We start from the raw sequence: 23849 nt of genomic DNA, 5'->3' as shown, positions 1-23849 counted from the left end.
ACAGAAAGAGAATCATGAGCACTCAGACCGAACAGGCGCTCCTGGACAGCATCCCCACCGGCCTCTTCATCGGCGGTGAGTGGATCGACGGCGAGACCGGCGGCACGTTCGACGTGCAGGATCCCGCGACCGGTGCCGTGATCCGCACCATCGCCGACGCGACGCCCGCAGACGGCATCCGCGCCCTCGATGCGGCCGTCGCCGCGCAGGACGCGTGGGCCGCGACGGCTCCGCGCGTGCGCAGTGAGATCCTCCGCCGGGCATTCGACCTCGTGCAGGAGCACAAGGAGGACCTGGCGCTGCTCATGACGCTCGAGATGGGCAAGCCGCTCGCCGAAGCGCGTGGCGAGGTCGGCTACGGCGGCGAGTTCCTGCGCTGGTTCAGCGAGGAGGCCGTGCGCATCAGCGGCCGCTACGGCATCAACCCCGAGGGCACCGGTCACATGGTCGTGTCGCAGCGCCCGGTCGGACCGTCGTTCTTCGTGACGCCGTGGAACTTCCCGTTCGCGATGGCGACGCGCAAGATCGCTCCGGCACTCGCGGCCGGCTGCACCGTGGTGATCAAGCCCCCGGCACTCACGCCGCTGACGACGATCTACTTCACGAAGCTGCTCGAAGAGGCCGGCCTTCCCGCCGGTGTCGTCAACGTCGTGCAGACCTCGAAGTCGAGCGCGCTGTCGGCGCCGATCATCGCCGACCCGCGTCTGCGCAAGCTCTCCTTCACGGGCTCGACCGAGGTCGGACGCAAGCTCATCGCCCAGGCGGCGGAGGGCGTGCTGCGCGTGTCGATGGAACTCGGCGGCAACGCCCCGTTCGTGGTGTTCGACGACGCCGACCTCGACAAGGCCGTGGACGGTGCGCTGGCCGCGAAGTTCCGCAACATCGGACAGGCCTGCACGGCGGCGAACCGTTTCATCGTGCACAAGGACGTCGCGGGCGAGTTCGCCAAGCGTGTCACCGAGCGCGTCAACGGCATGAAGATCGGCCGTGGCACCGAAGAGGGCGTGGCGATCGGACCGCTCATCGACGCGGATGCCGTCGCGAAGGCCGGCGAACTCGTCGACGATGCGGTCGGTCGCGGTGCGACGCTGCTCGCAGGTGGCAAGGCTGTGGAGGGCACGGGCACGTTCTACGAGCCGACCGTGCTGACCGATGTCGTCGCGGGAAGCGCGATCCTGCGCGAGGAGATCTTCGGACCGGTGCTCGCGATCGCGACCTTCGAGACCGAGGAAGAGGCCGTGCGCCTGGCGAACGACACCGAGTACGGACTCGTGTCGTACGTCTTCACCGAGAACCTGCAGCGCGGTCAGCGGATGATCGACGGGCTCGAGACCGGCATGATGGGTCTCAACGTGGGCGTTGTCTCGAACGCGGCCGCACCCTTCGGCGGCGTCAAGCAGTCCGGCGTCGGCCGCGAGGGCGGCTTCGAGGGCATCCACGAGTACCTGTCCACCAAGTACACGCTGATCCCGGTCTCCTGATTTCCGATGCGGGGCCCGCGCGTCGGGCCCCGCACCACCACACGAGAGGACATGTCATGACCGACTACGCCGTCATCAACCCCGCCACCGGAGAGACGCTGGCGTCCTTCGACACGTTCACGGATGCCCAGATCGATGAGGCGGTCGCCGCCGCCGACGAGGCCCACCGCGAGTGGTCGCGCTCGTCGACGGTCGCCGAGCGCGCGGCCCTCGTCCGGCGTGCCGCCGAGCTGCACCGCGAACGCCGCGAAGAGCTCGCCGACATCTTCGTGCGTGAGATGGGCAAGCCCCGCGAGGCCGCCCTCGGCGAGGTCGACTTCGCCGCCGACATCGCCGAGTACTACGCCGACCAGGCGGAGTCGATCATGGCCGACCAGCCGATCGCGATCCTGGGGGAGGGGTCGGCCATCATCCGCCGTTCCTCGCTCGGCCCGCTCGTCGGCATCATGCCGTGGAACTTCCCGGCGTACCAGATCGTGCGCTTCGCCGCTCCCAACCTGATCGTGGGCAACACGATCCTGCTCAAGCCCGCCCCGCAGTGCCCGGAGTCGTCGACCGCGATCGAGAAGATCTATCACGATGCCGGATTCCCGAAGGGCGCCTACCAGAACGTCCTCGCGACGAACGAGCAGATCGCGACGATGATCGCCGACCCGCGCGTGCAGGGCGTCTCGCTCACCGGATCCGAGCGCGCCGGTGCCGCGGTCGCCGAGATCGCCGGACGCAACCTCAAGAAGGTCGCACTCGAGCTCGGCGGCTCCGACCCGTTCATCGTGCTCTCCACCGACGACCTCGACGCCACGGTGCAGGCCGGCGTCGATGCGCGCCTCGACAACAACGGGCAGGCCTGCAACGGCGCGAAGCGCTTCATCATCGTCGACAGCCTGTACGACGCCTTCGTCGAGAAGTTCACGGCGGCGATGGCGGCCGTCGAGGCGACCGATCCCATGCTCGACGACACGGTCCTCGGTCCGGTGTCGTCCGAGACGGCTGCGGTCAACCTGCAGAAGCAGATCGACCAGGCGGTCGAGCAGGGAGCGACGCTCCTCACCGGCGGCACCCGTGACGGCGCGTTCTTCGCTCCGACCGTGCTGGCTGACGTGACGCCCGAGATGAACGTCTACCGCGAGGAGCTCTTCGGCCCCGCCGCCGTCGTCTACCGCGTGGCGGATGAGGACGCGGCGGTCGAGCTCGCGAACGACACCACCTTCGGTCTCGGCTCCTACGTCTTCACGACGGATGCCGCGCAGGCCGAGCGCGTCGCCGACAAGATCGAGGCGGGCATGGTCTACGTCAACCTCGTGCTCGCCGACAGCCCCGAGCTGCCGTTCGGCGGCGTCAAGCGCAGCGGCACGGCCCGCGAACTGGGTCACCTGGCCGCGGACGAGTTCGTCAACAAGAAGCTCATCCGCATCGGCTGAGCGCACGATGAACGGCCCCTCGCAGAACGCGGGGGGCCGTTGTCGCATCCACCACCGAATGCGGGACGGATGCCCTGTCGGTGGGGACATCGAGTGGGAGACAATGGCGGCATGAGCGCGCACACCGACCCCATCGAGATGCTGACCACCGACCGGAGCCGGGAGCTGCTCGGCACGCAGGAACTGGGAAGACTCGTCACCCACGTCGGGGACACGATCGACATCTTCCCGGTGAACTACGTGGTCGACGGCGACGGCATCCTGTTCCGCACGGCGCCGGGCAGCAAGCTGTTCGAGCTGACGGTGAACACCGAGGTGCTGTTCGAGGTCGACGATCATACCGACACGGACGCCTGGAGCGTCATCGTCCGCGGGCACGCGACCGCTCTGGAGGCGGATGCGGACGTGCACCGCGCGGATGCCGCGGGCCTTCGCCCCTGGATCCCCACCCTCAAGCGCGTCTACGTGCGCATCGACCCGACGTCGGTCTCCGGGCGGGCGTTCCGTCGCAGTGCAGAGCCGGACCGGGATGGTGCTCAGGAGTACTGAGCGCCGCTCGTCGCCCTCAGGCGGAGAAGAGCTTCAACTCCTCGGAAGTGAAGTAGTTCTGGGTCACGTCCGTGATGCGCACGAGGTACTTTCCCCGCTTCCCGTCGATCGAGACGACGGTTCCGACATTGCCGGTCATCGTCGGTCCGGTGATCTGCACGGTGTCTCCGATGGCGAAGTCGCTCATTCTGCATCCTCTCGTCGTGCCGTGACCCGGATGAACCGGCGAGCGTCTCGGCTTCTTCTGATGCCTCGAGGCTAGATCGCGCGCCGAAGCGCGGACAGTGTCGGATGTCGGCAGTTCGAGTGACATCTGTCACGGTCGTCCGACGAGCCTCAGCCCCCTGCCTCGGGCGTAGGGTCGAAGCATGGCAAACGTCGCTGAGAACATCGTCAAGACTCTGCACGCCAACGGGATCGACCGTGTCTACGGCATTCCCGGGGACTCGCTGAACGGCTTCACGGATGCGCTGCGCAAAGACGGCACGATCCGATGGGTGCATGTGCGGCACGAGGAATCCGCCGCGTTCGCCGCCGCCGCCGATGCCGCAACCACCGGCGAGCTCGCCGTCGTCGCCGGATCCTGCGGGCCCGGGAACCTGCATCTGATCAACGGCCTCTACGACGCCAACCGCTCACGTGTTCCCGTGCTCGCGATCGCCGCCCACATCCCCACCACCGAGATCGGAACCGGATACTTCCAGGAGACGCATCCGCAGGAGCTCTTCCGCGAGTGCAGCGTCTACGTCGAGTACGTCGCCGATCCGAAGCAGATGCCGCGCCTGATGGAGATCGCCATGCGTGCTGCCATCGAAGAGCGCGGGGTCGCGGTGCTCGTGATCCCCGGTGACGTCGCCCTGGCAGACATCGCCGACGACCGTGCCGTCGTGATCGAGCGCACCCGCCCGGTGGTCGTGCCCAATCCGGCGGAGCTCGAGAAGGCGGCGACGCTGTTGAACGCCGCGAAGAAGGTCACGATCCTCGCGGGAGCCGGCGTCGAGGGCGCGCACGACGAGGTCATCGCGCTCGCCGACACACTGGGTGCTCCCATCGTGCATGCGCTCCGCGGCAAGGAGTTCATCGAGTACGACAACCCCTTCGACGTGGGGATGACGGGGCTTCTCGGCTTCGCTTCGGGCTTCCGGGCCATGGAGGCCGCCGACGCGCTGCTGGTGCTGGGCAGCGACTTCCCGTACGAGCAGTTCTACCCCGACAACGCGACGACGATCCAGGTCGACATCCGTGGTGCCCAGCTCGGCAAGCGGCATCCGCTCGATCTGGGGCTGGTCGGCGATGTGCGTGCCACGGCGGACGCACTGCTGCCTCGACTGGCGCGCAAGGACGACCGCACGCACCTCGACGATGCCACCGCGCACTACCGCAAGACTCGCAAGAAGCTCGACGAGCTGGCGGTGCCGGCCAAGGGCAAGCGTCCCATCCACCCGCAGTACCTCGCTCGTCTCCTGGACGAATACGCGGCCGACGATGCGATCTTCACGGCCGACGTGGGGTCGCCGACCGTGTGGGCGGCCCGATACCTCTCGATGACCGAGAACCGGCGACTGATCGGCTCGTTCACGCACGGCTCCATGGCCAATGCGCTGATGCACGGCATCGGGGCCCAGGTCGCACACCCCGACCGTCAGGTCGTGGCGCTCGCGGGTGACGGCGGCCTCTCGATGATGCTCGGCGAGCTGCTGACCCTGACGCAGAACAAGCTGCCCGTGAAGACCGTCGTGGTCAACAACTCATCGTTGAACTTCGTCGAGCTCGAGATGAAGGCCGCCGGTTTCGTGACGTACGGGACGGGGCTGGACAACCCCAGCTTCGCTGCGATCGCCGAGGCGATGGGGATCTTCGCACGCCGGGTGGAGCGGAGCGAGGACCTCCCCGACGCCGTCCGCGAAGTGCTGGCCCATGACGGTCCCGCTCTGCTCGACGTGGTCACCGAACGGCAGGAGCTCTCCATGCCGCCCGCGATCGAGGCGGCGCAGGTCAAGGGCTTCGCGCTCTACGCGATCCGCACGGTCATGTCCGGGCGCGGCGACGAACTCCTCGATCTCGCGAAAGCCAACTGGCGCCAGCTCTTCTGAGACGGCGCCCCCAGCGACGGCGCCGTCTCGCCGGCCCTGCGCTCAGCTCTCCAGGTGCGCGCGGATCTCGGCGGCTTCGCCGTGACGGCCGAGTGCCTCGAGCACGTTGCCGAGCTCGAGGGCCGACACCTGCAACAGCGGCGGGTGTCCGGCCGCGTGCTCGATGGCGCTGCGGTAGACCGGGACCGCGTCGGCTGAGCGCTCGTTGCCGGCGAGCACCCGTGCCGCGAACAACTCCGAGCCTCCGGCCGAGCCCAGGTCTCCGAGCGCTGCGAAGCCGTCGGCCGCGGTGAGAGCAGCCGAGACGGCTTCATCGACACGGCCGAGCTCGGCCAGCGCCCGTGCGCGCGAGTCGGTCACATCCGCGAGCAGCCACTCGGCCTCGTGCTGCTGCGCGAGGGCGGCGACCTCGTCGAAGAGCCCGAACGCCCGCTCATCGCCGCGTCCGCCGTAGGCCTGGCCGAGACTGTGCAGAACCTCGGTGAGCGCGCCGACGGCTTCGGGCGCGCGCCGCACGATCTCGGCGGCGGACTCGAGCAGGGCGATCGCATCGTCGTGCTCGTCGAAGCGCGCGAGGATCTTGGCCTGCTCCGTCATCGACATCGCCTGGTCCGCGTGCTCCTCGGCCTGCCCGAACAGTTCGGAGGCATAGCCGTGCGCACCGACCGACTGACCGAACTCGCCCGCGGCGCTCAGGGCGCGCGCGAGCATCGACACGGTCATGGCGCGCGAGCCGGCGGGGACGTCGGCCTCCTCCTCGCGCTGCAGCACGTCGCCGAACAGCTCTGCGGCTTCTTCTGCATCGCCGACACGCAGCATCGCGCGCGCGAGACGGAAGTCGAGTCCGGTCGTGTCCGCTCCGGCTTCGCCTCCCAGGCGCGCGGCGAGGCGGTAGCGCGAGACGGCTTTCTCCGGCTCGTCCGCGTCCTCCCAGAGGGCTCCGGCGAGCAGGTGCGCGTCACCGAGCGCGCGGGTCGCTCCCAGTTCGGCGAGCAGGCGGCAGGCCTCGTCGGCATCGGCCGCGCCCTCCAGGTATGTGTTCCCGCCGCCGCGCACGCGTGCGCGGGTCTGCAGCGCCTGGGCCCGGTGGCCCGCGCTGAGGTCGTCCTGAGCGAGGAAGCGGTCGAGCAGCGCGCTCCCCGCTTCGAGGTCGCCCTTGCTCAGCACGGCCGAGATGGCCAGCAGCGTAGTGGTGTTCGTCAGACGGGTGTCCTCGGCCTCGGCGAACGACCGCGCCGCCACCTCGGCGTGATCGAGCGCGGCGTCGGGTTCGCCGGACTGCAGGTGCAGGGCGGCGCGGCTGATCGCGAGGTCGCCGCGCGTCCAGGCGGGGAGATGCTCGGAGGCGCCGATCTCCTCCTCGAGGGCGGCGGTCGTCTCCGGGGTGTTCAGCCCGAACGTCGCGAGGCCGAGACGTTCTTCGAGATTGGCCTGCACATCGCGACCGGCCGCGCGCAGTGCGGCGACACGCTCCGGGAGGAGCTGCAGAGCCTCGTCGGCGCGATCGAGGGCGATCAGGATGCCCAGGCGCATCGAGAGCAACTGGGCGCGCTTCGCGGGGTCCTCGACCTCGAGAGCCCGGGGCAGGGCCTCGAGCGTCTCGTGCTCGGCGCCGAACTGGGCGAGCTGCATCGCCCGCTCGAACCATCCGTCCGCGTCGACCGGTGTGGTGGTGGGTGCCGCGGCGACGAACGCGTCGGAGCGGATCGGAACGTCGTACCGCTCGTCCGCCAGCGCCCGCATCCGTTCCAGGCTGCGGGCGTGCCCGTCCGTCCCGTCACGCCCGTCGAAGCCCGCTCCGATCCGGTCCGCAGCGGTCCACGCGGCTGCCGCGAGCTCGGCGGCGCTCCAGGTGCCGTCGTGCTCGCCGAAGAACGGGACGAGGGCGGCCGACTCCGCGCCGCGCACGGGAGTGTCGCCGTGTCCGACGGCCGTCACCCGGTCCAGCGCCACGGCGAGGGCCGCGAGCGCCGCGAAATGGGCGTCGACGTTCAGGCCGTCGTGCGCGAGCCAGGAGATGTGCTTCTCGACCAGTGCGAGCGCGCGCGCCTCGTTGCCGGTGAGGGCTGCGAACACGATGTTGTTGGCGACGATGCGAAGGTTGTCGGGGTTGTCCTTGGCCAGTCGGTAGCTGCGCAGATGCGCGGTCTTCGCCTCGTCGAGGCGTCCGGCACGCAGGTAGGGCAGGAGCACGCGCGAGAGGGCGTGCTCGGGCTCCTCTCCACAGGAGAATCCGCCCTCGATCATCTCCTCGACGAGCACGATCGCCTCGGCGTCGCGGTCGGTGTCGGCGAAGAAGCCCGCGATCTGACTGCGTCCGCAGGCGTCGCAGTGGCTGTGGTCGTCGCGCGGCGTCGCCTCCAGCTGCACGCGCAGCGCCTCGGCCTCGTCCATGCGACCGGCGTCCCAGGCGTCCTCGAAGCGCGCGGTGAGCACGCCGCTGACGCCGAGCCCCGCGGCGCGGTAGTGCGACTCCATGTCGTCGAGCACGGCGGCGATCTGCTCCTGCGAGAACGCGGGGGAGGACCGCAGCGACGAGGCCATCCACTTGAACTGCCACATCAGATCGGCGCCGCCGTTGTCGAGATCGGCCGGGAAGCGCTGCGGGTCGGCATCATGATGGGAGAGGCACCACGCGAACGAGTTGAGCATCACGTCGGTGGCGCCGTTCATGTTCGCCGACGCGGTCTGACGCATCCGAGCCTCGTACTCGAGCCGCTCGTCGCCGATCTCGATCGCCAGGGCGACGGCCTCGGAGACCAGCGCCTGCTCTGCGGGCCCCCAGGGGGTGCGATCGATCTCCTCGATCAGCTGCTGGAAGCGCTTCTTCGGACGTGCCATGGAGGGGACCTTTCGGTGGAGAGTCAGCGGGCGTCGCCGAAGGGGATGGTGTCGCCCTCCAGGCCGGCCGAGAGCGAGACGAGGTCGGCGAGGGCGCTGGTCATCAGCGTCCGATCGGCGTCCGCGAGCGGATGGTGCCCGGCGAGAAGCGCCTGGATGTAGAGGAGCTGCACGGTGCGCGCGAAGACGGCGTCGTCCTGCACGCGCACCAGGGCGCGCACGACCCGATTGGACCAGTTCAGGCACAGGCGCGCGCGCAGATCGTCGTCGCGGGCGGATGACAGGGTCTGGTCGATGCGATCCAGCACACCGCCCCACAGGGCCCCGGTGACGCCCTTGGTGCGTCCGCGGTCGATCGCCCGCAGCACCTCGGGGTCGGCCACGTAGAGCCCGGCGAGATCGGGGCGGTCGATCGACCGGACGACCACGGAGCAGTCGGATGCGGCGAGCACGGCACCGGCGCGCGCTTCGAGGGCGACGGCCGCATCGCGGTCGTCGAGGGGTGGCGGATCGAGACGATCGAGTTCGCCCGTGACATCCACCTTTTCGACGGAGACGTGCGGGTAGAGGTCGGGCAGCATCCGGATCAGATCGGCGTCGTAGAGGTAGCCGCCGTTGACGAGCACCTCATCGGAGGGGGAGATGCCGGCCACCTGGCGGAATTCGTCCACGCTCTGCGCGTAGCGGATGTGCGGGTATCTCTCGACGAGGTCGCCGATCCGCACCGTGCCGTGCGTCGTCTCGACCGTCAACCAGCGGGAGATGAAGTGGGCGAGCTCCTCGTCGTGGCGCACCAGGGATTTGAGGCCGACCTCGTGCACGGCGACGAACTGCGCGAGACGATGGGGTTCGCGCAGCCCCAGCTCGAGCACCCAGCGGCGGATGCCGGCGCCCAGCTGCTCGCGCACGCGTTCGAGCGCCGCGTCCTCGACGAGCGATTCCCTGCTCGCGGTGGGAGCGAGGCCGGTGGAATCGATCACGGCGCGCACGAAGAAGGCCCAGTCGGGGAGCACGTCGTCGACGCGCTCGGAGAGCAGCATCCGTCCCAGGTACATGCGCGTGGCCTGGCGTGCACCGGGAGGAGGGGCGAACGGCAGCACGTACGCGAGGCCGCGCGTGCCCGTCGCGGGCTCGCTCAGCTCGATGACGTCGAGCGGACTCGCGCCGAGGAGATCCCGACCGTAGCCGACCGCCGCTTCGGGGTCCTGCGCGGCGTCGAGGAACGGAGCGTCTCGGGTGATGTCGATGTCGCCGGCGGCGGCGTCGATCGTGACGCGTACCGGCAGGAACTCCCCGAACGTCGTCGCCAGCTCGTGCACGGCGGCGGGGCGCAGCAGCTCGTCGGCGTCGAAGCGCGGGACGAGGTGCACACTGGTGCCGATCGGCAGCTCCTCGTCGATCTCGGCCACCTGGAACGTGCCGTCGGCACTGCCGGTCCACTCGACCGAGGCGCCGCCGCGGGCGCTGCGCGAGCGGATGACGATCGTGTCGGCGACCATGAAGCAGCTGAGCAGACCGATGCCGAACTGCCCGAGGTAGTCGCTGCGGGGGAGGTCGAAGATGTCCCGCTTGGAGCTGCGGCCGACCGTCGCCAGCAGATCGGCGACCTCCGTGGCGGTCAGTCCCACGCCGTCGTCGCGCAGCACGAACTCGCCGGTCTCGGCGGTCAGCGGAGTGATCCGGATGCGGCCGCCCCCACCGTCGACCTCGCGGCGGGCGGTGATCGCGTCGCGGGCGTTCTGCAAGAGCTCTCGCAGGTACACGCGAGGACTGGAGTAGATGTGCCGGCTGAGCAGATCGACGACTCCGCGCAGATCCACCTGGAACTGCTGCACTTCAGCGCTCACCGGCGCTCCCTCCTCCTGCATACGCTCGCTGAGCCTAACAAGAACACGCCATCGCGATCCCGGTTCGGCGCGACCGGATCGATGCCGTATGCTTGTGGGGCAGTTGTTGTCTGCATTCTTTCGCCATGCCTGGGGTCTTTTGATCGCGGCTACGGTGGCAGAGTGGGGAGAACACCCCGAGACCTCCCGGTCTCTAGGGCGGTAGCTCAATTGGCAGAGCAGCGGTCTCCAAAACCGCAGGTTGCAGGTTCGATTCCTGTCCGCCCTGCGCGTCAGCGCAACGCTGACACACGAAAGGTACATTCAGGATGGATCAGGACGAACCGCGCGGCGAGGTCGTCGCGGCCGGCGCCACCCGCGAGAAGAAGGGCAACCCCTTCTCCCGGTTCTTCGGGAGCATCGCCCTGTTCATCCGCCAGGTCATCGCCGAGCTCCGCAAGGTCGTCACCCCGACTCGCAAGGAGCTGTTCAAGTTCACCGGGGTGGTGCTCGTCTTCGTGATCATCGTCATGGGCATCGTCTACGGCTTGGACTTCGCCTTCGGGCTCTTGGCGCACTGGGTGTTCGGAATCCCTGGCTGATGACCCCCGCGGCTCGCGCCGCAGCTATGGAGAAAACAACGTGTCTGAACGATATTCCGACGACGCCGACTGGGCGACCGCCGCAGAGCAGTCCAGCGAGGAAGACGAGGCCCAGGAGGGCAACGTCCTCGCTGAGGAAGAGCTCTCGGTCACCTCGGCCGAACACGTCGCGGTCCACGTCGAAGATGAGGACGGCGAAGAGGATGACACGGCTGACATCGACATCGACATCGACGACCCGGAGGCGGACGCGATCGTGAACGACGCTCTCAACCTGGACGAAGCGGCTGAGTCTGAGGCTGCCGCTGAGGTCCTCAACGAATCAGTGGCCGAAGAGGTCGCCGAGCAGGAGGCGGAGGCGGCCGACGAGGTCACTCCCTACGACGGTCCCGAGCTCGGCGCCGACGACGCGCAGGCCGACGAGGACTCCTCGACGGACGAAGACGACGAGGACGCCGAGGAAGACCCGTACGAGGCCTTCCGCATGGACCTCCGCATGCTCCCGGGCAAGTGGTACGTCATCCACTCCTACGCCGGTTTCGAGCGCAAGGTGAAGGCCAACATCGAGCAGCGCAAGTCGACGCTCGAGGTCGAGGACGAGATCTACCAGGTCGAGGTCCCGATGGAAGACGTGGTCGAGATCAAGAACGGCCAGCGCAAGATGGTCACCCGCGTGCGCATCCCCGGCTATGTGCTGGTGCGCATGGAGCTCACGGAAGACACCTGGTCGGTCGTGCGGCACACCCCGGGTGTCACCGGCTTCGTGGGCAACGCCCATAACCCGACGCCGCTGCGCTTCGAAGAGGCCTTCAACATGCTGAAGTCGCTCGTCGAGGTCAAGGACGTCCCCACGGCCAAGAACATCGCGTCGAAGGGCGGCGTCGCCGTCGCTCGTCCCCTGCCGGCCGAGGTCGACTTCGAGGTCGGCGAGACCATCACGATCAAGGAGGGCTCGTTCGCGGGTCTTCCCGGTTCGATCAGCGAGATCAAGCCCGAGAGCGGCAAGCTCACGGTCCTCGTCTCCCTCTTCGAGCGCGAGACCCCGGTGGAGCTGTCGTTCGACCAGGTCACCAAGATGGTCTGACACACATTCACACGAGAACGGCCGTCCCTCTCGGGGCGGCCGTTCTTGCGTCGGGCAGGCGCCTCTTGCGTCGGGCAGGCGTCCGTTGCGCCGCTGAGCGGCCGTGGCCGGCAGGACTCCTTCTGATCGGGTAGACTTGTGTGGTTTGTGCGACGCTTCGGCGTGCGCGGAGACGACCACGTTCCGGAACCGCCGGATCTGTGGGAGAAGCGGATGCTCCGGCATCCGATTCGATGAAAGGAAAGAGAATGGCACCGAAGAAGAAGGTGACCGGCCTGATCAAGCTTCAGATCAACGCCGGTGCAGCCAACCCGGCGCCGCCGATCGGCCCCGCGCTCGGTCAGCATGGCGTCAACATCATGGAGTTCTGCAAGGCGTACAACGCCGCGACCGAGTCGCAGCGCGGCAACGTCATCCCCGTCGAGATCACCGTCTACGAGGACCGCAGCTTCACCTTCGTCCTGAAGACCCCGCCTGCTGCGGAGCTCATCAAGAAGGCCGCCGGCGTCCCCAAGGGCTCCGCGACCCCGCACACCGTCAAGGTCGCGAAGATCACCAAGGACCAGGTCCGTCAGATCGCCGAGACCAAGCAGGCCGACCTGAACGCGAACGACATCGAGGCCGCGATCTCGATCATCGCCGGCACCGCCCGTTCCATGGGCATCACGGTCGAGGGCTGAGGAGAATAATCATGGCTACCAAGTCCAAGGCTTACAAGGCTGCCGCCGAGAAGATCGAGGCAGACCGTTTCTACACCCCCACCGAGGCTGTCGCCCTCGCGAAGGAGACCGGCTCGACGAAGTTCGACTCGACCGTCGAGGTCGCGCTGAAGCTCGCCGTCGACCCCCGCAAGGCAGACCAGATGGTGCGCGGCACCGTCATCCTGCCCCACGGCACCGGTAAGACCGCCCGCGTCATCGTCTTCGCCACCGGCCCCGCGGCCGAGGCTGCGATCGCCGCAGGTGCAGATGAGGTCGGCGGCGCCGAGCTCATCCAGAAGGTCGCCGATGGCTGGACCAACTTCGACGCCGCTGTCTCCACCCCGGAGCTCATGGGCCAGGTCGGTCGTCTCGGAAAGGTGCTCGGACCGCGTGGTCTGATGCCGAACCCGAAGACCGGCACCGTGACTCCGAACCCGGCCAAGGCCGTCGAGGAGATCAAGGGCGGAAAGATCGAGTTCCGCGTCGACAAGCACGCCAACGTGCACTTCGTCGTCGGCAAGGCATCCTTCACCGCAGAGCAGCTGAACGAGAACATCGGCGCAGCGCTCGAGGAGATCGTCCGCCTCAAGCCGTCGAGCTCGAAGGGCCGTTACATCCAGAAGGGTGCGGTGTCGACCACGTTCGGCCCCGGCATCCCGCTGGACGTCAACTCCATCTGAGTCTGACTCTCTGAAACGCCCCCGGGTTCGCCCGGGGGCGTTTCTGCGTCCTGCTGGCGCGAGAGCGGGGTGGGACCCCGAGAGGGCCGGCCAGCCCGCGAAACGCAACGTCATCGGATGCGGCGAACCGCCGAGCGCCACGTACTGTGGGGGAGTTCCCGCGTCGGTCGCGTAAACTCGCACCGCGCTTCACACCCCAGGAGGGTTCATGTCCCGTCGTCTCATCGCCGTCACCGCACTCGTCGTCGCCGCCGCAGCCCTGACCGCCTGCAGCGGGTCGAGCACGCCCGCGAGCACCTCGGGCAGTGGCGAGAGCTCCGCGAGTTCGGAGTACGGTCTCGCGAAGGACGGCACGCTCACCGTCGGAACCGAGGGCACGTATCGCCCGTTCAGCTTCCACGGCGACAACGGCGCCGGTGACCTGACCGGATACGACGTGGAGATCATCGAAGCCGTCGCCGACAAGCTCGGCCTCGAGGTGAAGTTCGAAGAGACCCAGTGGGATGCAATCTTCGCGGGCCTCGACGCCGGACGCTTCGACGTGATCGCCAACCAGGTCACGATCAACGACGAGCGCGAGGCGAAATACCTCTTCAGCACGCCCTACACGGTCTCGCCCGGCGTGATCGTCGTGAACGAGGACGACGACTCGATCTCGTCGTTCGCCGACCTCGAGGGCAAGACCACCGCACAGTCGCTCACGAGCAACTGGAACGACCTCGCCACCGAATCGGGTGCCAAGGTCGAGGGCGTCGAGGGCTGGGCGCAGGCCGTCGAGCTCCTGCGTCAGGGCCGCGTCGATGCGACCATCAACGACAAGCTGACGTTCCTCGACTACGAGACGACCAACAGCCCGACCGGTCTGAAGATCGCCGCCGAGACCGACGATGCCGGCGAGCAGGCCTTCGCGTTCACCAAGGACAAGGAAGCGCTCGTCACGGCGGTCGACGGGGCGCTCGACGAGCTGCGTGCGGACGGAACTCTGGCCGAGATCAGCAAGAAGTACTTCGGCGAAGACGTCTCGCAGTAATCGATGGAGAACCCCTGGCAGCTGTTCCTCGACTCGCTCGGGCCGATCGCCTGGGCGGGGCTGACGGCGACGGTGCCGCTCGCACTGGCATCGTTCGCGCTGGGACTCGTCATCGCCATCGGCATCGCGCTGATGCGGATCTCCGTGAACCCGCTCCTCTCTGGCGTCGCGCGGTTCTACATCTCGGTGATCCGGGGGACGCCGCTGCTGGTGCAGCTGTTCGTGATCTTCTACGGCATGCCGTCGATCGGGATCACGATCGATCCATGGCCGAGCGCGATCATCGCGCTTTCGCTCAACGTCGGCGGCTACGGCGCCGAGGTGGTGCGTGCGGCCATCCTCTCCGTCCCGCAGGGGCAGTGGGAGGCCGCGTACACCGTGGGGATGAACCGCACGCGCACGCTCACGCGCATCATCCTGCCGCAGGCGGCGCGGGTGTCGGTGCCGCCGCTGTCGAACACGTTCATCTCCCTCGTGAAGGACACCTCGCTCGCGTCGCTGATCCTCGTGACCGAGCTGTTCAAGGTGGCCCAGCAGATCGCGTCGACGACCTACGAGTTCATGGTGCTCTACCTCGCCGCGGCGCTGGTCTACTGGGTGTTCTGCCTGGTGCTGTCGTTCGGACAGAGCGCCCTCGAGAGGAGGCTCGACAGTCGTGTCGCGCACTGACAACACTTCAGAGGCTCTGCTCACCGCCCGTGGCCTGCACAAGAGCTTCGGTGACAACGAGGTGCTCCGCGGCATCGATCTGACTCTGCACCGTGGCGAGGTCGTCGTGCTCATCGGCCCCAGCGGCTCGGGCAAGACGACGGTGCTCCGTGCGCTCAACGGGCTGGAGACGCCCGACGCCGGCACGATCGTCGTCGCGGGCGGCCCGGAGATCGACTTCTCGCCCGCCGTGCAGCCGAAGCCCCGCGTGCAGAAGCAGAAGCGACTCGCGCTGCGCGACCGCTCGGCGATGGTGTTCCAGCACCACAATCTCTTCCCGCACCTGACGGTGCTCGAGAATGTCATCGAGGGGCCGTGGCGGGTGCAGGGGCGGCCGAAGACCGAAGCGGTCGCCGACGCACTCGCGCTGCTCGACCGGGTCGGCCTGGCCGACAAGGCGGATGCCCGCCCGCACCAACTCTCCGGTGGGCAGCAGCAGCGCGTGGGAATCGTGCGCGCGCTCGCGCTCAAGCCCGACCTGCTGCTGTTCGACGAGCCGACCAGTGCGCTCGATCCGGAGCTCGTCGGCGAAGTGCTGCTCGTGATCAAGGAGCTCGCGGACGAGAACTGGACCATGGCGGTCGTCACCCACGAGCTGAGCTTCGCGCGCGAGGCCGCCGATCACGTGCTGTTCATGGACGGCGGCGTCGTCGTGGAGCAGGGGCCGCCGGCCGAGATCTTTAGCGCGCCGAAGCACGAGCGCACGCAGCGATTCCTCACCCGCATCATGCGGCCGCTCGACGGGGCCTGATCCGGCGATCTCCTCGCCCTGTGCGCCGATCGGTGGCAGGATGCCCTCGTGGGAACCATCGACGACTACCTCGCAGATCTCGCCGTTGCCGATCGTGATGCGATCGACCGCGTCTATGCGGTCGCCCGTCGGGAGGCTCCGGATGCGGAGCAGGGCACGGGCTACGGCATGCCCGCGCTCGTGCACGGCGGCAAGCCGCTGCTCTCGGTGATGCGCGCCAAGAAGCACATCGGCATCTACCCGTTCAGCCCGGATGCCGTCGCCGCCGTCGCCGACATGCTCGACGGGCATCCGGGAGTCAGCGTCGACAAGGGCACCATCCGGTTCCAGCCCGAGCATCCGATCCCGGGCGAGGTGCTCGAGACGCTCGTCCGCGCCCGGCTCGCGCAGATCGACAGCGTCTGACTCCGCTCAGATTCCTAGCACCGGCAGCACGAGGCTGATCGCGATCGCGATCATGACCACCGCGATCACGGCGTCGAGGATGCGCCACGACCGCGGGGTGCGCAACCAGCGCCCCAGATAGCGGGCGCCGAACCCCAGCGCCGTGAACCACAGGATGCTGGCGGCGATCGCCCCGCCCGCGAACAGCCAGCGCTCGTCGCCGTGGGTGGCCGCGATCGATCCGAGCATCAGCACGGTGTCGAGATAGACGTGAGGGTTGAGCCACGTCAGCGCGAGCGTCGTCAGGATCACGGGTGTCAACCGCGTGCGAGTGAGCGTCGCCGTCACGCCGCTCGATGCGAGCGATGCGGAGGGCGAGGAGTCGGAGGTCTCGACGACCAGCTCTTCACCTCCACGCCAGGCCCGGCGTGCGGCCAGGATGCCATAGGTCAGCAGGAACAGCGCCCCCGCCCATCGTGCGACGACCACCAGCCACGGCGCGGCAGAGATCACGAAGCCGAGCCCGGCGACGCCCGCCGCGATCAGCGCTGCGTCGGAGAGCGCGCAGATGGCCACGACGGCGAGGACGTGCTCGCGGCGGATCCCCTGACGCAGCACGAAGACGTTCTGCGCGCCGATGGCGACGATGAGGGAGAGACCGAGGCCGAGGCCGGCGAGAACCGTGAGCATGGATACAGCCTAGGAACGGCCGGACATCAAGAGAAGCGAAGATTTCTACCGAACCATTAGCATTGCTGATGTGCGAATCGATCCCGAACTCGCGGCCACCCTCGCCGCCATCGTCGACGAGGGGACACTGGATGCCGCCTCGAGGCGACTGCAGATCACTCCTTCCGCGGTGAGTCAGCGGTTGAAGACTCTCGAGCAGCAGCTGGGGCGCATCCTGGTCGTGCGCACCAAGCCCGCACGGCTGACGCAGGCGGGGGAGGCGGTCGTCCGTCTGGCGCGGCAGGTCGCTCTGCTGGAGCATGATGCGCTGGCCGGGGTGGGTATCGACGAGGCCGGCGCGGCGCGCAGGATCAGCATCCCCCTCGCGGTCAACGCCGACTCGATGGCGACCTGGTTCCTCGCTCCGCTCGCGCGCCTGTCCGCAGCGCACGACATCGACTTCGACCTGCATCGAGATGACCAGAACTTCACCGCCCGTCTGCTGGAGTCGGGGACGGTGATGGCGGCCGTCACGAGTGAGGAGACTCCGGTCTCCGGCTGCTCCGTGTCGCCGCTCGGAGTGCTCGAGTATCGGGCGATGGCAGAGCCGGGGTTCGCCGCCCGATGGTTCCCCAAGGGAGTGACATCGACCGCGTTGACGGCCGCGCCGTTCGTCGACTTCGACCGGAGGGACACCCTGCAGCACGAATGGCTCAGGGCGATGTCGGTCGCGCAGGAGGGCGTGCCGCGGCACTACGTCCCGGCATCCCACGATTACGCCCTCGCGGTCACCCTCGGACTCGGCTGGGGCATGGTGCCGCTGCTGCAGGAGTCGGCTGGGCTCGTGCCGTTGGGGGGACCGACCCTGCGCGTGCAGCTCTATTGGCAGCAGTGGAACCTGCGCTCGGAATTGCTCGACACGATCGCCGCGGAGGTCGCCACCGAGGCCCGGCGCGTCCTCGGCAGCGTCCCGGTCAATCGGCCGCGGTCGACCCCGGTGTCACTCCGGAAGCCAGGGCGTGCAGCAGCCGGGTGAGGTTGCCGATGTCGGTGAGGCTCCACTGCTCGAGCGTGCGCAGCAGCAGGCCCTCCTGCGGCAGTCGAGCCGCTGACAACCGCTCCGTGCCGAGGGGCGTGAGCTCCAGGAGGGACGAACGGCCGTCGGCGGGGTCGGCGGTGCGTTCGATCAGACCGAGTTCCTCCAGCTCGCGCACCGTGCGGCTGACCTGTCCCTTGTCCATGAGCATCCGCTCGGACAGCGTCGACACGGTCACCCGTTCGCATCGGGCGATCGTCGTGAAGATCTTGTAGCCGCCGGGCAGCAGACCGGGGCTCACCCGATGGGCGTTCTCAGTGATGACGCGGCGGAAGTGCGTGATCAGCTCACTGAACTCCGCCTCGAGGGCGCGGACCGCTTCGGCCCGCGCCTCCGGGGTGTCGATGTCTTTCTCAGCGTCGGACATCGGAGGCGCCGTCCCCACGGTCACCTGCGCGGTCGACGACCGTCACGGTACCGGTCGTCGGGGCACCGGAGAGCGCAGTCGCGTCGGCGATCGCCACGTCGACCGCGCCGTCGACGCTGCCGTCGACGGGCTTCTTCTTCGCGGCGTCCGCCTGGGCGCGCTCCGTCGTGGTCATCGTCGTCAGCGGTCGGTTCGGCAGGAACAGGATCGCGATGAGGCTGATCACCGCGAGCGGGATGCCGATCAGGAACGCGTGCGAGATGGCCTGGGCGTAGAAGTCCTCGATGATCGAGCGCACCGGTTCCGGGAGGAGGCGGACCTCCGGCAGCGTTCCGCTGGAGAGCTGTGCGGCGACTTCGGCGCCCTTGTCGCCGAGCTGGGCGATCGCTGCCCCGATGCGCTCCTTGCCGTCGCTGAACAGACCGGTGAGGCTGTTCGCGAGCACGGCGCCCATGACGGAGACGCCGATCGTGCCGCCGAGGCTGCGGAAGAAGGTCACGCCCGAGCTCGCGACGCCCATCTCGCTGGGCTTCGCGACGTTCTGCACGATGAGCACGAGATTCTGCATGGTCATGCCGACGCCCGCGCCCATCACGAACATGTAGATCGAGACGAGGACGAAGTTCGTGTCGTAGTGCAACGTGGACAGCATCACGGAGCCCGCGATCAGCAGCACGGACCCGAGGATCAGGTAGCCCTTCCACTTGCCGAAACGGGTGACGAGCTGGCCGATGACCATCGACGAGATCAGGAGGCCGGCCATCATCGGCAGGGTCATGAGCCCGGCCTCGGTCGGCGTCGCACCGCGGGAGAGCTGCATGTACTGCGCGAGGTACACCGAGGTGCCGAACATCGCGACGCCGATCGAGATCGACGCGAGCACCGAGAGGGTGAAGGTGCGGCCGCGGAACAGCGTGAGCGGGATGAGCGGCTCGCGCACCTTGAGCTCGACGATGATGAAGGCGATGGCCGAGACGATCGCGCCGCCGACCATGAGCACGGTCTCTGTGCTCCACCAGTCGAACGTCGAGCCGGCGTTGGTGATCCAGATGAGGATCAGCGAGACGGCGGCCGACAGCAGCACGATGCCGATGTAGTCGATCGACACCTTGCGGGTGCGCTCGGTGCTGATGTGCAGAGTCTTCTGCAGGATGATCAGTGCGGCCACGGCGAAGGGGAGGGCGACGAAGAAGTTCCAGCGCCAGTTGGCGACGTCGGTGATCCATCCGCCGAGCAGCGGGCCGCCCACGGTGGCGACAGCCATCACGGCACCGAACAGACCCATGTAGCGGCCGCGCTCGCGCGGGCTGATGATGTCGGCCATGATGACCTGGCTGAGGGCGGCGAGCCCACCGCCGCCGATGCCCTGGATGGCGCGGAAGGCGATGAGGGTGTTGGTGTCCTGCGCGAATCCGGCCGCAGCGGTCGCTCCGACGAAGACGATGATCGCGATCTGGATCAACAGCTTGCGATTGAACAGGTCGGCGAGCTTGCCCCAGATCGGGGTCGAGATCGCGGTGGTGAGGAGCGTCGCCGTGATGACCCAGGTGTAGGCGGCCTGGTCGCCGCCGAGGTCGTGCACGATGACCGGCATCGAGGTGGAGACCACCGTGGTCGCGATCATCGAGACGAACATGCCGAGGAGGAGGCCGGTGAGGGCTTCGAGCACCTGGCGATGCGTCATCTTGACGGGGGAATCCGTGGTCATGCGTGACCTTTCGCAGAAGGGTGGTGGAGATGCTGCGACAGCTCTGGCGCGCACGAGATGGTTGAACTGCGTCAACTATACGCCGATCGTTGATATACGTCAACGATCTTCGAGAGGGATTCGGATCTGCGCGGGATGAGCGAATGTCGTGCGCGAAATCGCCTTGTTCTGCGGATGAGGCGGGGAGAGGATGGCGCAAACGCGCGGATGCGGGGTCGTTGAGGGGCGACCGGACGACAGGCATTCGCGTGGTTCACGAATTCCTGAGGGGGAAGCGACATGGCAACCAAGGCAACCCAGCGCAAGGTCCTGGCGGTACTGGCCGGTGGACTCGTGCTCGGCATCGGCGCCGCAGTGACGCTCGCGGTCTGGAACGACTCCGAGTTCGCGAACGGCACGTTCACCGCGGGCGCATTCAATCTGCAGGGGTCCACCGACGGCACCGCGTACGCCGACCACAACTCCGCTGGCTCCGCGGCGACTCTCGCCTTCACCCTGCCGGCGGGGCTCGTGGGCAACATGTCGCCGACGAGTTCGGTCTACGCCGGATTCTGGGTGCGCCTCGCAGCCGGCACCACGAGCGGAGCGAACCTCGTCGCCGACGGCACGACGGCCGACCCCGCCGCGAGTTCGAACACCGGTCATCTGTCGTACTCGATCTACCAGCTCGCGCCGGGCGCCACGTGCAACGCGGCGAGTGCCACGGGCACGCCCATCGCGACCGGAGCGACGCTCGATGTGCAGACCGGCGTGACGCAGGTTCCGCTCACGGCCGGCGGCACATCGGCCGTGCCCGGCACGGCGGTGCAGTTGTGTTTCAAGGTGACGGCGGATGCGTCGCTCACGCCGAGCCTGGTGACCAACGCCACCTGGAAGTTCACGGCCACGTCGACGAACTGAGCATGTGATGGTCACCCGCAGAGATGTGCGGGAGAGGCGGCGGCTGCGCTCCCGTCGGCTGAGAGCCGTCCTCGCGGGCGGGCTCGTACTCGGCATCGGCGTCGCCGCCACCCTCGCCGCCTGGAATGACTCCGAGTACGGATCCGCCAGCTTCACGGCCGGGAGATTCGACATCGTCGGAGCGGTCGACGGTTCCACGTTCTCGAGTCACGCCACCACGGGCGCGGCGGCGACCCTGAACTTCCAGCTCGCGCCCACCGCGATGGCGCCGGGGAACGCGACGTATGCGCTGTTCAGCGTGAAGACGGCGAACCCCTCGGTGGCGGGAACCCTCCAGCTGACCGCGGGAACACCCGGCGGCACGGGGCTCGCGACGTATCTCACCTACGGTGTGCGCACCATCGCGGGCACCACCTGCAACGCGACCACGTACGCGGCGGGGACGGCCGTCGTCGCGGACGGGTCGGCGCTCACCGCCGGGGGTTCGGGGATGCAGGCGGTGACGGCGAACGGTGCGGCTCAGGTCAACTACTGCTTCGCGGTCACTCTCCCGACGACGGCCCCGAACGCCGCGCAGGGACTCACGATGACGCAGACCTGGCAGTTCCTCGGAACGTCGTCGTAGGCGCGGATGGCAGGGAGGAGGACGAGATGACGACCCCCATGACGCGAAGGAGCCTGCGCGAGAAAGAGACGTCCCTCGCCGCGGTCGAACCCCACGCGACCGCGGCGAGGGTACATACCGGCATGCGGCCGGGGCGTGTGATCGGCGACGCGCTGCTCTGGATGGCTGCGGTCGCCGGGGCGATCTGCATCCTGCTCGTCGTGCTCGCCTTCACGGCGCAGATCACGCTCATCATGTTCCGCACCGGGTCGATGTCCCCGACGATCCCCGCGGGCTCCGTCGCGGTGGTGCAGCGCGTCCCGGCGACCGAGATCGAGGTCGGCGACGTCGTGACCGTCGACCGCGAAGGGGAGCTGCCGGTGACCCACCGCGTCACCACGATCGTCCGGGGTGCGAGCGCGGATGAACGGGTGATCTCGATGCGTGGCGACGCGAACGCCGCAGACGATCCCTTCCCCTGCTCGGTGACATCGGTGCGGAAGGTGCTGTTCTCCGTTCCCGGTATCGCGCTCGTCGTCGCGGGTATGGGGAACCCGATCGTGCTGGGAGCCCTGACAGTTGCGGCGACGTCGTTGGTCGTCTGGGCGTTCTGGCCGCGCGGGCAGCATCGGTCCGGGCGCGATCCCGACGGGAACGGCCCATGAGGCGCGCGCTCGCCGTCGTCCTGCTCTCCGTCCTCGCGGTCACGATGCCGGTGGTCACGATGCCGACGGCCGCATGGGGTGCGCCGACGACGCAGATCATCCAGGGGTCGGTCCTGCGCCTCGTCTCCGTCGCGGACTGGACGGCAGCCGGCAGTCTGCTGCCGGGACAGCCGGTGGAATGGGACATCGCGGTGAGTGCCGATGCCCCGGATCCGGGGGTCGTGCGGATCGCGGTCAGCGCGACGGGTGATGCACAGCTGCTCCTCGACGTCGCCCTGTGCCTGCAGGAATGGACCGACGCCGGGTGTCCCCATGGCGCCGCCACGCTTCGCACGTCGTGGAGCATCCCGCGCGACGGGGTCGAGATCCCGCTCGCACAGGTCGCCGACACCGAGACGGCGCATCTTCGCCTCGCGATCTTCCTGGATCCCTCCGGGGGTGCGGGTGCGGGCAGTACCGATGTGCGCGTGCACGCGCAGGGGGCGGGCGAGACGGTGATCGTGGGGTCGGACGGCGGCCTCGCGACGACGGGGCTGCCACCGGGCATGCCGTGGGCGGTCATGGCCGGCTCGGCGCTGGTGGCGTCGGGCATCGCACTCGCGGGTCGGCGTCGACGCGCGACGTCAGAGACGCGGAGTCGACGATGAGGCGGCCGACGCGCGCACGCATCCTGGCAGGGGCCCTCGGCATCGTCGTGCTTGTCGGCGTCGCCTCGACGCCCGCTGTGCAGGTCACCGACGCCGCGTTCACCGACAGCGAGTATGCGACGCGCACGTTCACCGCGGCGACCCTGGCCGCCCCCGTGGTCACCTCGTGCACGGTGACGAGCTTCCTCGGCACGTTCACCGGCTTCACGATCACGTGGACATCGCCCTACCTGACCGTGCAGCAGCGGCTGTCGATCAACAACGTCGTCGTCGACAACAGCAACGTCACGCAGAGCGGATCCGGCCCCTACACCTACTCGTCCACGATCAGCTCCGGATTGCTGAACACGCTGCTGGGGAGTCTTCTCGGATCGTCCAACGCGGTGAAGGTCGAGACGATCTACGCGGGAACGTCGTGGGTCTCACCGGCCGCGACACGCACGCTCTCGGTCGGTGGTCTGCTCGGTCTCGGTGGCAACAACACCTGCACGTGAGGGCGGGCTCGGCCTCGGCGGGGTCGGATCAGTCGGCGAGGGCCAGCGCGCGGAACGCGTCGCGTTCACGGAGCTGTTCGCGCCGGCTCGCGGCGGCATCCATCACCCGGCTCGGAACCTGCTGGCCGGTGGTGCGTCGGTAGAGCTCATCGATGAGATCCGTGGCGAGGCCGACGAGCTTCGCGATCTCGCGGTCGTCGCGGTCGATCCACACGCAGCGCGGCTCATCGTGGATCGGGGCGAAGTCGACGTGCTCTTCCCAGACGAACAGGGTCCGCTCGGCGCCGAGCACGTGCTGCTGCCACCACACCTGACGGAGGTAGGTGCGCGGGATGCCCCGGAACGCCTTGTTCGTGGTCTTGATCTCGGCGAGCTTCACGCGTCCGTCGGCGTCGACCGCGATGCCGTCGGGGGTGGCCAGGTGCCGGTGCTCGACCTCGGCGCGGAACAGTGCGGAGGAGGGAAGGATGCCATGGGTGGCCGCGACCCATGCCGCGATCTCGGGCTCGCGTCGTCGACCATGATCGGTGTAGGCGCTGTCTCTTATA

General features: G+C 68.4%; 25 protein-coding genes and 1 tRNA gene. 19 read left to right on the top strand and 7 right to left on the bottom strand.

The window, feature by feature from the left end:
* Window positions 1–14 precede the first annotated feature (14 nt).
* The 3 genes from L687_RS37895 (at window position 15) to L687_RS37885 (ending at window position 3451) form a co-directional block, all read left to right on the top strand.
* Window positions 15–1481, top strand: a complete 1467-nt coding sequence (locus L687_RS37895; protein WP_021201072.1) for an NAD-dependent succinate-semialdehyde dehydrogenase — start codon at window positions 15–17, stop codon at window positions 1479–1481.
* A gap of 56 nt (window positions 1482–1537) precedes the next feature.
* Window positions 1538–2902, top strand: a complete 1365-nt coding sequence (locus L687_RS37890; RefSeq protein WP_021201071.1) for an NAD-dependent succinate-semialdehyde dehydrogenase — start codon at window positions 1538–1540, stop codon at window positions 2900–2902.
* A gap of 111 nt (window positions 2903–3013) precedes the next feature.
* Window positions 3014–3451 carry a pyridoxamine 5'-phosphate oxidase family protein gene (locus L687_RS37885; RefSeq protein ID WP_021201070.1) on the top strand — a complete coding sequence of 146 codons (438 nt, stop codon included), beginning with the start codon at window positions 3014–3016 and terminating at the stop codon, window positions 3449–3451.
* Window positions 3452–3467: 16 nt separating this feature from the next.
* Here the strand turns inward: L687_RS37885 and L687_RS42900 are convergent, their stop codons facing one another.
* Complete coding sequence (locus tag L687_RS42900) at window positions 3468–3638, bottom strand: hypothetical protein (protein ID WP_021201069.1); 171 nt, start codon at window positions 3636–3638, stop codon at window positions 3468–3470.
* 181 nt (window positions 3639–3819) lie between these two features.
* On the opposite strand from L687_RS42900, the gene poxB reads away from it, so the two are divergent.
* Window positions 3820–5544: a ubiquinone-dependent pyruvate dehydrogenase gene (gene poxB, locus L687_RS37880; RefSeq protein ID WP_021201068.1), complete on the top strand. Its 1725-nt coding sequence runs from the start codon at window positions 3820–3822 to the stop codon at window positions 5542–5544.
* 42 nt (window positions 5545–5586) lie between these two features.
* On the opposite strand, the gene L687_RS37875 is transcribed toward poxB, so the two are convergent.
* Complete coding sequence (locus tag L687_RS37875; protein WP_021201067.1) at window positions 5587–8385, bottom strand: hypothetical protein; 2799 nt, start codon at window positions 8383–8385, stop codon at window positions 5587–5589.
* Between the two features lie 23 nt (window positions 8386–8408).
* The gene (locus tag L687_RS37870) at window positions 8409–10232 is read right to left on the bottom strand and encodes an HSP90 family protein (RefSeq protein WP_040569822.1); all 1824 of its coding nucleotides are present in this window, start codon (window positions 10230–10232) and stop codon (window positions 8409–8411) included.
* A gap of 195 nt (window positions 10233–10427) precedes the next feature.
* Here L687_RS37870 and L687_RS37865 point away from each other — a divergent pair.
* The 9 genes from L687_RS37865 to L687_RS37825 all read left to right on the top strand — a co-directional run bounded on the left by L687_RS37865 (window position 10428) and on the right by L687_RS37825 (window position 16172).
* Window positions 10428–10500: transfer RNA gene (locus L687_RS37865), tRNA-Trp, on the top strand.
* 40 nt (window positions 10501–10540) lie between these two features.
* The gene (gene secE / locus L687_RS37860) at window positions 10541–10813 is read left to right on the top strand and encodes a preprotein translocase subunit SecE (RefSeq protein WP_021201065.1); all 273 of its coding nucleotides are present in this window, start codon (window positions 10541–10543) and stop codon (window positions 10811–10813) included.
* A gap of 40 nt (window positions 10814–10853) precedes the next feature.
* On the top strand, window positions 10854–11897 hold the full coding sequence (gene nusG / locus L687_RS37855) for a transcription termination/antitermination protein NusG (protein WP_021201064.1): 1044 nt from the start codon (window positions 10854–10856) through the stop codon (window positions 11895–11897).
* Window positions 11898–12145: 248 nt separating this feature from the next.
* Window positions 12146–12577 carry a 50S ribosomal protein L11 gene (gene rplK / locus L687_RS37850; RefSeq protein ID WP_017829145.1) on the top strand — a complete coding sequence of 144 codons (432 nt, stop codon included), beginning with the start codon at window positions 12146–12148 and terminating at the stop codon, window positions 12575–12577.
* Between the two features lie 11 nt (window positions 12578–12588).
* Complete coding sequence (gene rplA, locus L687_RS37845; protein WP_021201063.1) at window positions 12589–13278, top strand: 50S ribosomal protein L1; 690 nt, start codon at window positions 12589–12591, stop codon at window positions 13276–13278.
* A gap of 208 nt (window positions 13279–13486) precedes the next feature.
* Complete coding sequence (locus L687_RS37840; protein ID WP_021201062.1) at window positions 13487–14308, top strand: amino acid ABC transporter substrate-binding protein; 822 nt, start codon at window positions 13487–13489, stop codon at window positions 14306–14308.
* Between the two features lie 3 nt (window positions 14309–14311).
* Entirely contained in the window at window positions 14312–14977 is a 666-nt protein-coding gene (locus L687_RS37835) for an amino acid ABC transporter permease (protein ID WP_021201061.1), read from the top strand.
* Entirely contained in the window at window positions 14964–15767 is an 804-nt protein-coding gene (locus L687_RS37830; RefSeq protein ID WP_021201060.1) for an amino acid ABC transporter ATP-binding protein, read from the top strand. The genes L687_RS37835 and L687_RS37830 overlap by 14 nt, the downstream gene beginning before the upstream one ends.
* 48 nt (window positions 15768–15815) lie before the next feature.
* Window positions 15816–16172, top strand: coding sequence for an iron chaperone (locus L687_RS37825; RefSeq protein ID WP_021201059.1), 357 nt, complete (start codon window positions 15816–15818; stop codon window positions 16170–16172).
* Between the two features lie 6 nt (window positions 16173–16178).
* On the opposite strand, the gene L687_RS37820 is transcribed toward L687_RS37825, so the two are convergent.
* Window positions 16179–16841 carry a LysE/ArgO family amino acid transporter gene (locus L687_RS37820; RefSeq protein WP_021201058.1) on the bottom strand — a complete coding sequence of 221 codons (663 nt, stop codon included), beginning with the start codon at window positions 16839–16841 and terminating at the stop codon, window positions 16179–16181.
* Between the two features lie 70 nt (window positions 16842–16911).
* On the opposite strand from L687_RS37820, the gene L687_RS37815 reads away from it, so the two are divergent.
* Window positions 16912–17856 carry a LysR family transcriptional regulator ArgP gene (locus tag L687_RS37815; protein WP_021201057.1) on the top strand — a complete coding sequence of 315 codons (945 nt, stop codon included), beginning with the start codon at window positions 16912–16914 and terminating at the stop codon, window positions 17854–17856.
* On the opposite strand, the gene L687_RS37810 is transcribed toward L687_RS37815, so the two are convergent.
* Together L687_RS37810 and L687_RS37805 are read right to left on the bottom strand one after the other, a co-directional pair.
* Entirely contained in the window at window positions 17795–18283 is a 489-nt protein-coding gene (locus tag L687_RS37810) for a MarR family winged helix-turn-helix transcriptional regulator (protein WP_031207956.1), read from the bottom strand. The genes L687_RS37815 and L687_RS37810 overlap by 62 nt on opposite strands.
* A complete protein-coding gene (locus tag L687_RS37805) occupies window positions 18270–19991 on the bottom strand; it encodes an MDR family MFS transporter (protein ID WP_021201055.1) in 1722 nt (573 codons plus the stop codon). The genes L687_RS37810 and L687_RS37805 overlap by 14 nt, the downstream gene beginning before the upstream one ends.
* Before the next feature lie 279 nt (window positions 19992–20270).
* On the opposite strand from L687_RS37805, the gene L687_RS37800 reads away from it, so the two are divergent.
* From L687_RS37800 to L687_RS37780, 5 genes are read left to right on the top strand one after another with little or no spacing between them, the layout of a single operon-like run.
* The gene (locus tag L687_RS37800; RefSeq protein ID WP_021201054.1) at window positions 20271–20891 is read left to right on the top strand and encodes a SipW-dependent-type signal peptide-containing protein; all 621 of its coding nucleotides are present in this window, start codon (window positions 20271–20273) and stop codon (window positions 20889–20891) included.
* A 7-nt stretch (window positions 20892–20898) separates the two neighbouring features.
* The gene (locus tag L687_RS37795) at window positions 20899–21516 is read left to right on the top strand and encodes a SipW-dependent-type signal peptide-containing protein (RefSeq protein ID WP_021201053.1); all 618 of its coding nucleotides are present in this window, start codon (window positions 20899–20901) and stop codon (window positions 21514–21516) included.
* 26 nt (window positions 21517–21542) lie between these two features.
* A complete protein-coding gene (locus L687_RS37790) occupies window positions 21543–22160 on the top strand; it encodes a signal peptidase I (protein ID WP_021201052.1) in 618 nt (205 codons plus the stop codon).
* The gene (locus L687_RS37785; RefSeq protein ID WP_021201051.1) at window positions 22157–22807 is read left to right on the top strand and encodes a hypothetical protein; all 651 of its coding nucleotides are present in this window, start codon (window positions 22157–22159) and stop codon (window positions 22805–22807) included. The genes L687_RS37790 and L687_RS37785 overlap by 4 nt, the downstream gene beginning before the upstream one ends.
* Window positions 22804–23301: a hypothetical protein gene (locus L687_RS37780; protein WP_021201050.1), complete on the top strand. Its 498-nt coding sequence runs from the start codon at window positions 22804–22806 to the stop codon at window positions 23299–23301. The genes L687_RS37785 and L687_RS37780 overlap by 4 nt, the downstream gene beginning before the upstream one ends.
* Before the next feature lie 28 nt (window positions 23302–23329).
* On the opposite strand, the gene L687_RS37775 is transcribed toward L687_RS37780, so the two are convergent.
* Window positions 23330–23849: hypothetical protein (locus L687_RS37775; protein WP_021201049.1), on the bottom strand; the 520-nt coding region annotated here is incomplete at its 5' end.

Origin of the sequence: Microbacterium maritypicum MF109 (genome assembly GCF_000455825.1) — a bacterium.
GTDB lineage: Bacteria > Actinomycetota > Actinomycetes > Actinomycetales > Microbacteriaceae > Microbacterium > Microbacterium maritypicum_A.
The sequence above is the reverse complement of the archived record's forward strand: the minus strand, read 5'-3'. Positions and strand labels throughout refer to the sequence as shown.